The organism is Candidatus Poribacteria bacterium (genome assembly GCA_026706025.1).
In the GTDB taxonomy this organism is placed as follows: Bacteria; Poribacteria; WGA-4E; order WGA-4E; family WGA-3G; genus WGA-3G.
In genome coordinates this window covers 1-15921 of sequence record JAPOZO010000003.1, presented here as the reverse complement: position 1 = coordinate 15921, position 15921 = coordinate 1, and the positions used below count along the sequence as shown (strand labels likewise).

The window sequence follows — 15921 nt, the reverse complement described above, 5'->3', positions numbered from 1 at the left end:
CAAGAATCAGATTAATCATGAAAAAGCGCACGGTTTTCTCCTTCCGAAGTGTCTTTTGAAAATGAAGAGACCGTTCAATTTATGCGGAACAACTCGCCTGAAATTTAACATCCATTGATTGTAGTGACGTAACTTAGATTTCAAAAGGTTGCATTATTTAAAAAAATCCCTGAGATTAGACAATCAATAACCAAATTCCCTCCAGATAAGGGGGGTGTTTTTGCTGGGGTGTTTCTTCTACGGGGATTTGTGTTTGCTAAAGATGTCCAAGTAATTCTAAAATTCACCCAAAATCGCAATTTGCTTTTATACATCGTAAAATATATGCTATAATTTGTATACAGACTTTTGGCACAGCTTACAAGTCAAAACTTGCTATACAAAAGTTGGAACCACGACATGCTCAACTCGGAGGTACAGCATGGAACACCATATAACAGACGAACAGTGGGAACATTTTGAGGAAAACGGTTATGTGCGCATCGGACAAGTCGCAACGGATGCCGAGCTCGCACAAATACAACAACGGATGGATGACATCATGCTCGGCAAAGCACCCTTGGATTACGACCAGATCATGATGCAGCTTGACCGAGAACCCGGAAAAAACGTACCCGGACCGCAGTCTAAAGGACACAAAGGGGCAACACTCCTATATCGGAAGATTCAGAACCTTGAACTCGATCCGATCTTTTTGGCGTATCTCCAGAAACCGGTTTTTGAGGAAGTTTGCGCAAAAATCTACGGCGATGATACCCCAGTTACCTGTTTTCGGGCGATGTTCATGAATAAACCCGCACACGAAGGCACGCAGCTCACGTGGCATCAAGACAGGTGGCAGGATCTCGACCGCGATCCGCAGATTACCATTTATACCGCCTTGGACCCAGCAATGATTGAGAACGGTTGTGTACATATCATTCCGAAGTCGCATAGCAGACTCATCAACCCTGAAAATGGATCCGGTTTTCTCACACAGGAGCACATCGACGACATCGTCGCGAAGGCTACACCGCTACCGATGGAGCTGAAAGCGGGAGAAGTCGTTTTACTCCATAATTGGATGCTGCACAGTTCCGGGACAAACGATACGGATATTCCGCGACGCGCGTTTAGTGTCTGCTACATGCATGGTGACACGAAGTCACATAACGGGCATATCTTTACGCGGGTGTTCGGCGATGACGCGATTCGTGTCGCCGATTTATCGAAGTTTCAGCATGAAAGCCCACTCGTTTATTAGGTTTCGGAGCAGCCAGCAATCAGCAATCGGCAATCAGCAATCAGTAAAGCGTTCCTCGTTAAACGATAACCTCTTCTACTGACTGCTGAAAGGATTTTTGAAAAAATCCGCCCTGACTACTGACAACTACTAAACAAGGAGAAAAATATGGCGAAGATTCGACTTGCCATGATTGGGTGTGGCGGAAACTCCTCCGGCCACGCCAGACGTATGAACGCAAACCCCGACGTACAAATCGTCGGCACCTGTGATGTAAGTACAGACATCGCCAAGGGCTACATTGATCGGAATCTGTCCGATCTCAGCCCACGTCCGGGTGCCTATGATGACATCGGTAAAATGCTCAAAGAGACAACACCGGACGCCGTGGTGATCTCTACACCGCACACACTCCATTTTGAGCAGGGCATGCAGGCACTTGAAGCCGGGTGCCACGTGTTAATGGAAAAACCGATGGTTACGTCTTCTCAAGATGCGTATACCCTCGCTGAGAAGGTGGAAGAAACCGGACTCACGCTTACCATCGGTTACAATACGCCGTGCTCACCAAACTTCTACTATACCCGAGAGGTCGTCCGAAGCGGAGAACTCGGTAAGTTGGAATTGGTAATCGGGTATATTACACAAGGTTGGAAAGGCGGGACAACTGGAACGTGGCGGCAGAATCCGAAACTCTCCGGTGGTGGACAGGCTTATGACAGCGGGGCGCACCTCCTGAATAGCCTCTGCTGGGCAGTCGAATCGAAAGTCGCTGAAGTCTATGCTTATACCGATAATCAGGACCGTGATGTAGACATCAACTCTTCGATTAACGTCAAATTTGAAAACGGTGTCCTTGCTGCAATGGCGGTCAGTGGTAATTGTCCAAGTCCGGGCGGCACGCACATGGCGTTAGTCTTTGAGAACGGTCGGATTGAAGTTGACGGTTGGGGCGGCGGTTGGATTCGCGTCTGGAAAGGTGGCGAAGCATTAGATCCACCGCCAATTACAGATGACATGTCCGCTGGCTCACCTGACGATAACTTCATTGATACACTCATGGGCAGAGCAGAACCCCGGACAAATCCGATGAACGGGATTATCCAATCTGAATTGATGGATCTCATCTATGAATCCGCAGATACAGGAGTCCCCGCGCGTCCAGAACGCTAAAACAATAGGCGCGGCTTTATTGCCGCGCTTACTACATCCAATTAAAAGGAGGAATTAAAATGGAGTTCACTGTTAATTTAACAACAGAACAAATCATTGATTTTATCCAGCAGATTCCGCCGGAAGAGAAACTCGCAGTCCTCACTAAACTCGCTGAGCAGGCACACGCCGAACACACTGAACAGATACAATACGGCGAAGCAAAGGTCCGTAAGGTATGTGCAGCACGCGGGTTAGATTGGGACGCTATGACCGAAGAAGAACGAATAGGTTTTATTGATGATCTCGTTCACGAGGACAGGGAATGCGACCAATAGTCGTTTATGATACAAATATTTTGATATCCGGTATGGTATGGGGTGGAACTCCTTATGACTGCATCAAACTCGCAATGACAGATAGAATTGAAGGCGTAATCTGTGCCGAAATAATTGATGAATTTACTGAAAAGTTAACCACCAAACTTGAATATCCGCAGTTCCGAATCTCAAGAATCGTTACCAGACTCCTTGGTTGCCTCCGAACCGTTAAAATTACAAATAAACTTAAAGGGGTCACCAAAGATCCTGACGACGATAAAATAATAGAATGTGCTGTTGTTGGTGGTGCTACTCACATTGTTACTGGGGACAAGAGACACTTGTTACCACTGCAGCACTATCAAGGGATTCATATCGTAACAGCAACTGACTTTCTTCGACAGTTTCAATAACCACTGTTCGGATTGCAGAAAGTACTTCTTAAACTTGTGTTTCCAACGTCGCACCTTCAGGACGCGGTGCCACTGGTCGGATAGGCATCCTCTCGTAAGAGCGATACGCGAGTTCCCCTAAATGCGGGGTCTCAACACGAACATATCCGTCTGCTCGCGAGTGCATCAGCGCATCAAGGATACCCGTCACAAGCAGCGTCCGTTCCACCGGATACTGCGGCACCCCCGTCACGAACATCTCCTCAATATTGAGACTCAAATAACTGAAATGGGAATGTGGGGGTCCATTCTGTAAGTAGACCTCTGTGGCATAATCCGTATCACCCGCTTTTGCGGCATAAGCGAAATCAGAGACATAACCGTTCAACATCAGCACAGCGGAACGGAATCCATCACTATGCTCAAGCAGGAACGCCGTCGGATTTGGACACCCCTCTATAAACGTGCTATCTGGACGATTTTCGATCTGCGCGCACGCCGCTTCCGCTAATCCCAAAGACCATTTTTCTGCTTCGCCCGCTTCCCAAACCGCTTCACCCTCCAAGCACTGGATCGCTACAACCCCGGACTCGCCACCCTCTCGGCGTTCAATCATACATTGTAACGTCTCAAGCGCATGAAAACCGTAGGACTCCACACCACCATAACCGATGCCGACAGCCGATTCCAATGCCGTATCAAGCAGATGCTCTAAGAACGGTTTCCGCCAACCGAGTGGTAGCGAAGACCCCGCCATGAACGGCACATCAAGTGATTTTGCTCTCTCATACATCCAAATCGCATCGTCCCAATTGTAGGAGAGATGTTTATCGCAAAAGACAGGCACCGACTTCCCATTCGATGCAAAAACGCCACAAATCTGTTCAAACATATACCGGCGCGGATACATGTGTTGCTCTAATTCGTTATACGGATAATCGCCGTGTTCACCGATAAGCAGTACGCCATCAACCGCCAGTTCGTTGCCGCCGAGCGTTAGTGCCTGTCGAATACTCGGATAGATAGGAACGTTATGCGCAGCTGCCAAGCCGACACCAATATCTCGTTCATCAACCTGATCGAGATAGATAGATACCAATTCAACGCGCGGCGTCTGCAGTCCGGTATCCGTTGGAAAACCTTTCATGTATTTCGTGGCGATTACGTCTGCATGCGAGTGCTGAAAATAGGTCGTAATAATCGCAGCAATTTTCTTACTATCAGCCATCTTCTTCCCTCCCGTAGGAGCGAGCTGTGCTCGCGATCCATCCTTTGTAGGAGCGAGCTGCGCTCGCGATCCATTCGTGTCCCTTGTAGGAGCGAGCTGCGCTCGCGATCCATCCTTTGTAGGAGCGAGTGTTTTTGCTTGGGTGTTTCTTGTCGCTCGCGATCCATCCTTTGTAGGAGCGAGCTGCACTCGCGATCCGCTATCTAACGATTTCGGTTCCTATGCCACCCTCTGTAAAAACTTCAAGCAGCAGCGAATGCGGAATCCTACCATCAATAATATGTGTTTTATACACGCCACCGATGAGTGCCGTTATACACGCCTCTACCTTCGGCAGCATACCGCCCGCGATGCAACCCTCTCTAATAAATTCGTCCACCTCTCTCATACGGATCGTTGGCATTAACGATGCCTCATCCGAGAGGTCTCGGAGAATGCCGCGCGTGTCGGTGAGCATAATGAGTTTCTCTGCTTGAAACGCGGAGGCGATCTCGCCTGCCATTGTATCGGCGTTAATGTTATAAGTTTGCCCATCAACACCGACACCGATCGGTGTGATAACAGGAATATAACCTGACCGATCAAGTGCAGAAACCGACTCGGTGTTGACCCCGATAATCTTCCCAACGAACCCCAAGTCCACGTCTATAGTCTGCCCGTTTTCATCGGTAACCTGAGTCTCCTGTTTTTCGGCAAGCACCAAATTAGCGTCTTTCCCGGAGAGTCCTATCGCTTTCCCGCCGTGTTGGTTGATACGCGACACAATCTCTTTGTTAATCGATCCGAGCACCATTTCGGCGATTTCAGCCGTTTCAGCATCCGTTACACGTAATCCTTGCACAAATTCTGGCACTTTCCCGATTTTGTCCATCCATGTCGTAATCCGGGGGCCACCGCCGTGAACGATGATCGGTCGAATACCGACATATTTCATCAAGACGACATCCTCCATAACGGAATGGATAAGACTCTCGTCCTCCATCGCAGCACCGCCATATTTGATGACAATCTGCCGATCATAAAAGCGGCGGATGTAAGGTAAAGCTTCAATAAGCACTTCAGCCGTTCTGTTCATTTTGCTATGTTTTGTCCTCTACGTCTAATAGAATAGTGTTTACTATATGATACGAAGTGCTTGGAATTTTGTCAAATTAAAACGGTTGTCAGAAGAGTAGTTGTCAGTTATCGTGCCTCGCAGTGAGAGCAGTTTTCAGTTAAGAGGACTCTTGTGGCAGTTGAGGTTACTGTTCAAGTAGCAGCAAACTTCTTTAAGTGACGACTATAAAATTTCGTTGACATAATACATCAAAACCTGTATACTTAAAAAGACTAAAACCGATATTTCAAGGAACACCCATTGTCTCTTAACTGAGTACTGAAAGATTTTTCGCAGAAAAATCGTACTGATAACCGACAACTACCCAATGCAAATATCAGCACAAATTTCCCAATTTCACGGCACAGGCACACCTTTCGAGATTCGTGAGATGCCTGTAACCATCACGTCAGATAATATCCTCGTCCGTGTCACGCTCTCGACCATCTGTGGTTCCGATCTCCATACCGTATCAGGTCGGCGTGGTGCAGATACACCCTGTGTGCTTGGACACGAAATTGTCGGCACCGTTGCAGCACCGACACATCTCCGTTCCCTAACCGGTGCCCCACTAAACGAAGGAGACCGGGTTACGTGGAGTCTCATGGCTTCTTGTGGCACCTGCGACTATTGCGTCAACAGAGAACTCCCACAGAAGTGTGAGACGCTTTTCAAATACGGACACGCACGGAGTGAAGGTGCTGCTGCTTTGTCAGGCGGATTTGCCAGCCATATCCAACTGCAGCCGGGGACGGCTGTCTATCATATCCCTGATAGTGTAACAGACGGAGAGGCGGCACCGGTCAACTGCGCCTTTGCGACCGTAGTCAACGGCTTGACGACCATCGGTACACAGCCTAACGAATCGGCTATCATCCACGGTGCAGGTATGTTAGGCATCTATGCGGCCTGCTATTTGCGGGAGCAAGGCTATAATATCGTTGCCGTTGTAGACATCAACGAACAACGTTTACAGACCATCAAACGCTTCGGAGCAACACACACCTTCAACCCAGACAAGACATCCATCGAGGAAATTGATTCGGTGCTAAAACAACTTACAAACGGGCGCGGGGTTGATCTCGGGGTAGAAGTTAGTGGCGCAACGATTGGATTGTCGCATCTGGTTACGTGGGCGGCAATCGGTGGACGCGTCTTAACGCTCGGCTACGTCTATCCGAACGCACATACCTCTGTCGATGCACATCACCTTGTCACAAAATGTGTAACACTCCGAGGCGTTCACAACTACCACTACACCGCACTCGGCACCGCACTCCATTTCGTAGAAGAAAACCGGTCCCGCTATCCGTTTGCTGAACTTATTGGACAAACATACCAATTAGAGGACATCAACAAAGCCTTTGAACACGCAATACGTCAGGACGAGATCCGCATCGCTATTGCACCATAGGTGTCAATTTTAGAAAAAACCGTATTGTTCTGTAGGTTGGGTAGAACGGATACCCCAAAACGCTGAAAAGTAACACAAGCCTAAACCCTCTTCATAGATGGGACACGAAACAAAAAACCGAGAGAAACCCAACGCATTAGCGGTTTACGGGCATCTGGGGGTGTGAAGTTGGGTTTCACTACGTTTTTGGACGTATATGATGACAAGTTGGATTTGAGGGTATTGGCACACCAACATATGTTTTCTTAAAACCGTTCAACCCAACCTACGGGACTGACTGCTGATTGCTGACGGCTGACAGCCGACAACTACTCTACCCCCTCAACCCAACACCGTTTGCCATCGGTACGGAGTATAATCGCACCGAATTCGTCGGTTCGGATCTGGACACAGCCGCGTTCTCGATAGCGGGTAACGACATCCGCATGCGGAAATTGATAGAGACTACTCTGCCCGAGCGAGAAGATCGCATAACGCGGCTGAACCGCATCTATAAACGCTGCACTGCTGGATGTGCTGCTCCCGTGATGCGGCACCTTCAGAATCTCAGAACGCAGGTCTTGCCCTGACGCGATGAGCCGAGACTCCGCTTTCTTACCGATGTCCCCAGTGAACAGGACGTCTACCTCGTGATATGTAAGCTTGATTACCAGAGAATCGTCGTTCTTATCCTGATCCAGCAAATTGGTTGATGCCGCATCTATCGGATGCAATAGATTCAACCTCGCTGTCGGTGTGAGTTCAATTGCCCCAGCAAACGGAAACGCATAAGGGATGTGGTTTGCGTTCACAATCGTATGCAGTCGTTGATGTGTCTCGGAATTAAGCGACATATCGGATATACCGAGGACGCGTCCGACTTCAAAATTTTCTAAGATATACCCAAGACCGCCGCCGTGGTCAACGTCCGGATGCGTCAACACCACCATGTCAAGTTTCCGAATCCCGCGAAAATCGAGATAGGGTTCAACAACGCGTTTACCGACATCATAGTCAACCCGCCGCTGCTTCTTTGCGTCGTAATATGACCGCTGGATACCGCCGTCAATCAACAGCGTCCGATTGTCAGGAAACCGGACAAACGCCGCGTCACCCTGCCCAACGTCAAGCGTGACGATTTCCAGCAGCTTGCCCCTTTCGTGGAACGCTGTATCCCAAACCCAGATTGCCAAAACAGACAACCCAATGAGACTTGCAGCTCGCCACTGTTTATAGGCATATCGCCAGTGTGCGATACCTAAGAACACACCGATATATAGAACGAAGAGACCGAATGTCGGCGGTGCTAACTTCACAACACCCCACGTCTGACCAAACGTCCCGATCAGTGCCAAGAAAACAGAGATAATCACATGGTTAAGGAGGGCAATCAACTTCGCAAGCGGAAGCCAAATAAAACCGACACATACCGATACCATACCCACAGCAACGATAAGCGAGACAAGCCCGACGGCAAACGGGCCCACAACGAAACCGAGTGGATAGGTTCGGAAAAAGTGGTAGGCGATCAACGGTGTCGTCCCAATTTGTGCCGCGAGTGTAACAAGATAGGAGAGAACGAGCCATTTCACAGCAGCGTTTCTAAATCTACTCAGGACAGGAACGCTATCCTGTTCATTTTCCCACAACCGACGCAGGGGTTGCTCCATTTTCGGAACGAAATAGACAATCGCAGCCACAGCGACAAAAGACAGCTGAAACCCGACATCCCATATCTGAAGCGGGTTCAAAAGGAGCAACACCAACGCCGCAAATGCTAACAGATTAAAGAGATCGGCATCCCTGTCGATAAGGGTTGCGAAAAGAAAGAGGATTGCCATTAACGACGCACGGAAGACAGACGGACGGAAACCGACCAGAGAGGCGTAAATAAGCACTGCAAGGATTGTCAGCAGACAAAGGATTTTTTGTGGCAACCGGAAGCATCCGAATCCGAAGTAGCAGAACATCGCAACAAGCCCGACGTGCAAACCAGACACTGCAAGCACATGAAACGTACCGCTATTTCGGAAGATGTCTAACGTCTCTGTCGGGAGGTCGCTCCGTTTGCCAAGTAAGATGCCTTTGAGTAACTGCGCGTGCAACGAAGGTGCTACCGTTCCGGATGCGGTGTAGATATTGTCAATAACACGTTCGGTACGGATACGGAGTGCCTCTATCCAGCGTCCGGGCAAAAATCCGCCCTGTTCATCTATCCGTAGCAGCCCTTTCGCATCAATGATGCCGACAACATCTTGCCGGGCAAGGTAAGCACGATAGTCGAAACCGCCGGGATTCCGTCTGCCTTGCGGTTGCCGTAGAACACCCGTGAGGGTTATATGTCTGCCGTAGCGAAGCGGTACTAACTTTTGGAATCTGATGAGAAATTTCGCCGACACCTGCTGCGTTGGATCCGACAGCAATTGAAGTTCGCCAGCGGCATAACACGCATCCCACGCCTCCCCGCGTTCGGGTTGATATGTGGTGGTGCCGGAGAAACTGATCGGTTGATCGTAAAAATGCGGCGGAATCGGTGAATGCGAAGCGGTTTCCAGACGGAGCATACCGCCCGCAAAAACAGCAAGATGGAGCAACCCGTAGCAGAGATAACGCCGCCGCTGCCGCGTCACGATACTACCGATAAGACAGAGTAGCACGGTGAACCACAACCACAACAACGGGATAGATACCCATCCGCCTACGATGATGCCGAGTAGATACGGGATAAGAAAATAGAGCGCGGGACGCAGCTTGAACTTCATCTGAACCCAACAGGATTTTGGTTAGAACGTCCGGCTATTATACCAAGATTCCTGAAAATATCCACCTAAATTTACGGTTTGGAAGCCCAAGCCTTTAGACTTGGGTAGTCCCGTAGGTGTTTTTGCTGGGGGTCTTTGCTTGGGTATTTCTGCGGATTTCCGTTAGGTTGAACGGCGTTGAAAAGTGGGATGTTGATAGACCAAACACACCTGAAAACTAATATACCGCTATATCCACTCATGAACGGAGTGAAACCCAACTTTACACTGTCAGGGTCGCAGAAACACCCAAGCAAAAACACATACGATGTTTCAATGCTAACCGCAGCGGGCGACAGGCGTACGATTTTTTGAAATTTTTCTGCCTTTATGCTATAATCTTTATATACCGTAAAAACATTGAAATCCGCTGTAGGAGCGAGCTGTGCTCGCGATCCGCTCATACCCCTGTAGTACCGTAGGTTGGGTTGAACAGAACTCAGAAAGCAGGAGTGTTTTCCAAATACCTCTCAAATCCAGCGTGTTGTCGTCCGTAACCAAGAACACAGTGAAACCCAACTTCACACCGTCAGAGTCTCGGAAACCACACAGGAACATCAATGTCAAAAAACAACATCTTATCGCAACTTCCGATGGATTTAGGCGATAACCTAAAACTCCGATTCGCGACATCGGACGACACGAACGCCCTCGCTGAATTCAACATCCGCCTCCACGAAGCCGAGAATGTGGGACCGAATATCCGGGACCTGATGTCAGGAAATCACCCTACCTGTAAGGCAAGCGATTTTACCGTCGTTGAAGATACCAAGACCCAGAAAATTGTGTCATCTACCTGCCTGATTTCACAGACATGGACCTATAGCGGCATCCCGTTCAAGTTCGGACAGCCCGAATTTGTCGCTACCGAAGCTGCATACCGCAGAAGAGGACTCGTCCGAAAACAGTTTGAGGTGATTCATGCATTGAGCGAGGCGCGCGGAGAACTGATGCTCGGTATCACTGGTATACCGTGGTATTACCGACTCTTCGGATATGAGATGGCACTCGATATGGAGGCAGCACAAGTCATTGACCGCATGCACATCCCGAAACTCAAAAAAGAGGAGACCGAGACGTGTCGGCTCCGACCGCGAACAGATGCGGATAACGCTTTCATCCAAGAACTCTATGCAAAGGCTGTTGAACCACACGTTTTCGTATGTCCACGGACACCCGCACTCTGGGAATATGAGTTCAACGGACGCTCCGCAGAGAGTGATGCACGGCATGAATGGCGCATCATCGAAGATATAGAGGGAACGCAACTCGGATACGTGCAACATCTTCAGTGGTGTATCAAGGGGTTTTGCGAATCCGGAGCTCCCGGCACCAACTTACTTGTCATGCGGATGGAACTAAAACCGGGAGTTGGGTATCTGCACCTGATCCGTTCGCTATTACGAGCACTGTGGAAACAGGCGGAGGCAACGCCAGCAGCACCTGAAATCAACAATCCAGAAACGACAGGCGTCCAGTTCATATTGGGACGTGAGCATCCCGTCCATAACGTCTTCCCTAAAGGTGCTGTCCGTAAAGAACCGCCGTACGCATGGTATATCCGGGTACCGGATTTAGTAGCGTTCCTACGGCATATCCAGCCAGCCCTCGAAAAACACCTCATCGGCACCGTTGCGGAAGGATACACCGGCGAACTCAAAATCAGTTTCTATCGGAGCGGGATACATCTCAAATTCCATCACGGTACCCTAAAAGAGATAGCAGACTGGACACCAGAAGACATTGAAGCCGGTGATGCCCAATTTCCAGATCTCACCTTTCTGCAGCTCCTATGCGGACGGTGCCGCACAGCAGAATTGGCATCAAATTTCGTCGATTGCTGGACAAACGACACTGCAGCCGTACTACTCGATTGCCTATTTCCCGAATTCAAAAGCGAAATCTGGCATCTTTGAATTGGCTATCGGCTATCAGCCGTCAGCAATCAGCGGATCAGCAATCAGCAATCAGCAATCAGTTTTATAGTAAAGCCCATAATTATTGAAACACATCAAATCGAAGCGATTCCCATCTTATTCCCCCCTGATAAGGGGGGATAAAGGGGGTTGCGACGTGCATTATTGCCCGTTGTGCCAAGAAGTGCCCTAATATTTTTAGGTTTTACTATAATAATCCCTCTTCTTACTGAAAGCCGACAGCCGACGGCTGACAGCCAATTACCATGACAACACACTCGCACGCCATCCTGAATATAGCACTCCTCTCCAAGCGAGACAAACCGTTTCTGCACCGTTATGCCTTCATCGGCGCCGTGCTACCCGACCTACCCTTATTCATCTTCTTCATCATTGAAAGCATCATCCTTAGGACACCCGAAAACGAACTCTGGGGCACCCGATACTTCACCGAGGCGTGGCAAAATTTCTTCGATATTTTCAATTCTGTCCCACTGATCCTGATTCTATTAGGGATCGGGTACTACCTCCTAAACTCCGAAAGAATAACCGTTTTCGCATGGAGTCTCCTGATCCATTGTGCCTTCGACTTCCTCACACACCACGACGACGGACACCACCATTTCTACCCACTCTCCGATTTCGCCTTTGAAAGCCCGATCTCATATTGGGATTCGGATCACTACGGTCGCATCGTCGCACCGATAGAACGTATTATCATCCTTGCCGCCTCCATCTATCTATTTCCAAGACTAAAAACCCGACCTGCGCGCTGGTGTCTGGTAATCGTAAACGTCCTGTTCGTTGCCTCCTACCTCCTCTTTTTCTTATTCCGCTCGCATTAATGCGTCCGAACCAAGATTTATGTGATTTAGGGATTCACTGTGATTACAAACCATCCTCAATCCCAACAGGGCGACAGGTGCGTAGACGCACAGCCCCATAAGCGTCAATTTAAAAAAAATAACCGTCCCGACCCCCAGACCGGTAGGTTCGGTTTCCTAACCGAACCGGCTCCTACGCGAAAACCTTGAGTTTCCCGTAGGTTGGGTAGAACGGATGCCACCAAAACCCTCCAAATCAGAGAAAAACACGACTTGCTCCAGATACACCACAGGCCCCAGAAACTGAGTGAAACCCAACACTTTTGCTTTGAAGGTTCCGCTGTGCTGACAGTGTAAAGTTGGGTTTCACTCCGTTCTTGAGTAGATATAGTGGGATATTAACTTTCAGGTGTGTTTGGCCTACCAACAGTTCACTTCTCAACGCCGTTCAACCTAACGGAAATCCGCAGAAATACCCAAGCAAAGACCCCCAGCAAAAACACCTACGGGACTTCCCCAAGGTGGATAAGTTTGTAGAAGTCCGGTTCGGTTGGAATGCAGATCGCATTTGGGTATGTACACCGCAAAACCGAATCTACCGGACTGGGGGTCGCGACGGTTATTTTTATTAAATTGACACCTATGGTATGTAGACGCACAGCCCCATAAAAAAACAAGTCCCAGCAGGGCGACATCTGTGACATGAAGGTTTTGAGGGGAAGAAAGGTCAGAACTGTGATTTATGGGATTTATAGGATCATAGTTTCCGATCTGTGCTTGAGAATCGGCTTTTAGCTCTTGTAGGTTGGGTTGAACGGTTATGTCCACATCCCTTCCGAGAGTTGCCCACACAGCAACAGAAGATCAGAAACCTTCAGCCAGCAAGAACCCAGTGAAACCCAACACAAGTATTATCACACCCATGCTTTGACCTATTGGGTTTCGCTATAGCTATTACGAAAAAACAGGAATCGCCAGCAGAGTGCCAGCGTATAAACCGGTGGAGTGTGTTTTTAAGGCAATAGGACTTACGCAGAGCACTCTTTTGTAGCATAACCTGTCAGGTTGTGCCCTGAAACCGACTGCGTTTTTTACAGGGGCCTCCTCTCACAGAGGCTGCGATGAACAAAATTGCGTAAGTCCTGGGCAACTTGAAATACCGCTATGTTAAACATTACCCAAGTGACAACAAGTCCTGTGATCAACCGTCTGCTGTATTTGACCAAATACAATTCTAAATTAGATAACCAACTGTGCGTAGAAGCATTTGGTGCTTTCCTCTAAATAATTACGATAGCGAGAATAGATAAAAAACAGAACATTAACGATTATCATAAATACGGTCATGGTCTTCTTATCTCCATTCTGTAGAGAGTACACGTCTATTTTTCGGTGTCAAGTCTATCGTTTTTAGGGACCCATCCCCAATTTTCACCACCTATGACTGCGTGTACCTCACCCCGTTTTATAGATTCCCTATAGAGTTCTCTTAACGCCCCTTCTGACTTGTCAGGGTACGTGTAACGGATACGCAGATATGCAATGAGTAGCGGTGGCTCACTTACTGAAAGCCGGATAGTTCTACCAAACTTTTCGGCATACTCATGAAAATAGATGCGATGCAATAAACTGCTCAGTTCTTCAGAAATGCCAAGGTATTTCATTTTGAGATCATCCTGTTTTTTAACGATGGAAGGAGGTATTTCTGCGTCTTCTTCTGTTTTTAATTTCCCCTGTTTTTCTAAAGACCTATGCAGTTCTACCATTTTTTTTTGATACGCCCAGTAGGCGGTTTTTGCCTCTTGTAAAGGGGTCATAACAATAGTTTTTTCAGTCTGTCTTTGCGCACACCCTGCGAATGTGGTTATCAAACAAACAAGAAAGATAGCAAAATAAGTTGTCCGTTTCATAATCAGCCCTCTCTATTTTTTTTGAAATTTCATAGGCAATTATAAACTGAAAAACTTCCGGGGCCTTTCTGCCAAAAAGTCGAAGCACCAGTTTCGATTCCAGACGGGTTCGATTAAAAGTGTTGGGGACTTTGAGAACGGCATCACGACAGGGGAATATTTCGATTCCATACGGGTTCGATTAATAGGTATTGATAATCTTGATTCTAATATTGGCTTTGTTTACCTTCTAATTATAACATTTTGAGTTGCCTTATGGCAAATTAAAATGGGGCATAGAAAAGCGTTGTAATCTACCACTTTTCTCATAACCTACGCTACCACGCGAAACACCTTCTGGAGCATGCCAAACGCGCAGTCTAAATCGAAATTGAGCAGGACGAACAAGCTGCCATCAACGCGTTAGAACCTGTCTTAGATGCACCTGCGAAGTAGATAACTCACAACGCCGACACGTTTCCCGCTTCCTGATAAAATTTGACAATCAAAAAAGGTGATTTCATTTAGGAAAGTTTACCTGATTTGAACGTCAAAACTCATTAGGATCGACCCACCTCCATGCTATCTACGCTTGGTATACTTTGGACAGCAGCTTCCTTTTTCACTTGATTTTCTTCCGAGTGCATGTTATCTTTTATATCAAGGTGACCGGAATATAGAAAAGCAAGAGCGGACGCGCTGGCGATACAGTTTTTCTCACTATATATATAAAGGAGGTAATCATGAAAACTAATTTTGAGGAGAAATTTGAAAAAGCTTTGAAAGAAGAATCAAAGGGCTTTGATATAGATTGGAAATTAGTAGAAATCAGATTTATACGCTATCAGTTGACTGATCTTCCCGCGACTCTCGATAAATACATGGTGAGAATGAGAGTGATAAAAGATAAGATGCCTGATATGGATAATATAGATGACTGGTTCAGATCTCATAAGTTCATCTATGCCATGATGTCAAAACATGTTAAGACTGAATTTGAAGATATGGATATGCTGACATTTGATGTAGGAACTATTGAATCTATCGCCATGAAAACTCGTGATGCCTTCAGAGATTTTCACGGAAAGTGAAGGATAAGTTATCGGGAAACAGGTTATGATTATAGAACTGAAAGGCATCGTACAACCTAAAAATACAGATACTGTGTGGCGATATATGAGTTTTGAGAAATTCGCCGATATTTTAGCAACAGGATGCTTATTTTTTTCAAGTGCCGATAAATACAATGATAAGTTTGAAGGATACATCCCCGAATTAATAATGCGGTATTACACAGCCACGCGTGCCCGTAGTGTTCCAGAACTTCGTCAATACATCATGTGTAACTGTTGGCATCACGGTGATGAAGAATCAATGGCAATGTGGGACAAATATCACCTACGCAATAACGGTATCGCAATCAAAACAACTATGGAGAATTTGAAGAATAGTTTACCGGATGAACCTAATATATTCATCGGTAAAGTAGACTACGATGTGAATCCATTGAGAATCGAAACCAAACTAAGATGCTTGAAGATACAGAGAATCTCCTATATTACCCCTACTTCTACAAAAGAAAACCTTTTGATTATGAACAGGAAGTACGTGCGATCATTGATATTGAATTAATTGAGGGTGTTTCATAAATAATAGTTGTCAAAAGTCAGGATACTGGGTATCCTTTC

At 47.3% G+C, this 15921-nt stretch carries 13 protein-coding genes; 9 read left to right on the top strand and 4 right to left on the bottom strand.

Annotation, left to right across the window (positions count from 1 at the left end; genetic code table 11):
- The first annotated feature begins 421 nt into the window (after positions 1-421).
- From OXH00_00595 to OXH00_00580, 4 genes are all read left to right on the top strand, one after another.
- Positions 422-1243, top strand: coding sequence for a phytanoyl-CoA dioxygenase family protein (locus tag OXH00_00595; protein ID MCY3739495.1), 822 nt, complete (start codon positions 422-424; stop codon positions 1241-1243).
- Between the two features lie 147 nt (positions 1244-1390).
- On the top strand, positions 1391-2395 hold the full coding sequence (locus OXH00_00590) for a Gfo/Idh/MocA family oxidoreductase (protein MCY3739494.1): 1005 nt from the start codon (positions 1391-1393) through the stop codon (positions 2393-2395).
- Positions 2396-2454: 59 nt separating this feature from the next.
- On the top strand, positions 2455-2712 hold the full coding sequence (locus tag OXH00_00585; protein ID MCY3739493.1) for a hypothetical protein: 258 nt from the start codon (positions 2455-2457) through the stop codon (positions 2710-2712).
- Positions 2700-3107 (top strand): putative toxin-antitoxin system toxin component, PIN family, encoded by a 408-nt coding sequence (locus OXH00_00580; GenBank protein MCY3739492.1) that lies wholly within the window; start codon positions 2700-2702, stop codon positions 3105-3107. Before OXH00_00585 ends, OXH00_00580 begins: the two co-directional genes overlap by 13 nt.
- A gap of 28 nt (positions 3108-3135) precedes the next feature.
- Here OXH00_00580 and OXH00_00575 read toward each other — a convergent pair whose 3' ends face one another.
- Both OXH00_00575 and argB read right to left on the bottom strand, forming a co-directional pair.
- Positions 3136-4314 carry a hypothetical protein gene (locus OXH00_00575; protein ID MCY3739491.1) on the bottom strand — a complete coding sequence of 393 codons (1179 nt, stop codon included), beginning with the start codon at positions 4312-4314 and terminating at the stop codon, positions 3136-3138.
- A gap of 199 nt (positions 4315-4513) precedes the next feature.
- On the bottom strand, positions 4514-5389 hold the full coding sequence (argB, locus tag OXH00_00570; GenBank protein ID MCY3739490.1) for an acetylglutamate kinase: 876 nt from the start codon (positions 5387-5389) through the stop codon (positions 4514-4516).
- A gap of 349 nt (positions 5390-5738) precedes the next feature.
- On the opposite strand from argB, the gene OXH00_00565 reads away from it, so the two are divergent.
- On the top strand, positions 5739-6824 hold the full coding sequence (locus OXH00_00565; protein ID MCY3739489.1) for a zinc-binding dehydrogenase: 1086 nt from the start codon (positions 5739-5741) through the stop codon (positions 6822-6824).
- Positions 6825-7132: 308 nt separating this feature from the next.
- Here the strand turns inward: OXH00_00565 and OXH00_00560 are convergent, their stop codons facing one another.
- Positions 7133-9565 (bottom strand): DNA internalization-related competence protein ComEC/Rec2, encoded by a 2433-nt coding sequence (locus OXH00_00560; GenBank protein MCY3739488.1) that lies wholly within the window; start codon positions 9563-9565, stop codon positions 7133-7135.
- Between the two features lie 599 nt (positions 9566-10164).
- Between OXH00_00560 and OXH00_00555 the strand changes: the two genes are divergently transcribed.
- Positions 10165-11520, top strand: coding sequence for a GNAT family N-acetyltransferase (locus OXH00_00555; GenBank protein ID MCY3739487.1), 1356 nt, complete (start codon positions 10165-10167; stop codon positions 11518-11520).
- A 266-nt stretch (positions 11521-11786) separates the two neighbouring features.
- The gene (locus tag OXH00_00550; GenBank protein MCY3739486.1) at positions 11787-12365 is read left to right on the top strand and encodes a hypothetical protein; all 579 of its coding nucleotides are present in this window, start codon (positions 11787-11789) and stop codon (positions 12363-12365) included.
- A gap of 1361 nt (positions 12366-13726) precedes the next feature.
- Here OXH00_00550 and OXH00_00545 read toward each other — a convergent pair.
- Positions 13727-14008 (bottom strand): hypothetical protein, encoded by a 282-nt coding sequence (locus OXH00_00545; GenBank protein MCY3739485.1) that lies wholly within the window; start codon positions 14006-14008, stop codon positions 13727-13729.
- A 968-nt stretch (positions 14009-14976) separates the two neighbouring features.
- Between OXH00_00545 and OXH00_00540 the strand changes: the two genes are divergently transcribed.
- Together OXH00_00540 and OXH00_00535 are read left to right on the top strand one after the other, a co-directional pair.
- Complete coding sequence (locus tag OXH00_00540; GenBank protein ID MCY3739484.1) at positions 14977-15324, top strand: hypothetical protein; 348 nt, start codon at positions 14977-14979, stop codon at positions 15322-15324.
- Between the two features lie 25 nt (positions 15325-15349).
- The gene (locus OXH00_00535; protein MCY3739483.1) at positions 15350-15865 is read left to right on the top strand and encodes a hypothetical protein; all 516 of its coding nucleotides are present in this window, start codon (positions 15350-15352) and stop codon (positions 15863-15865) included.
- Positions 15866-15921: the final 56 nt, after the last annotated feature.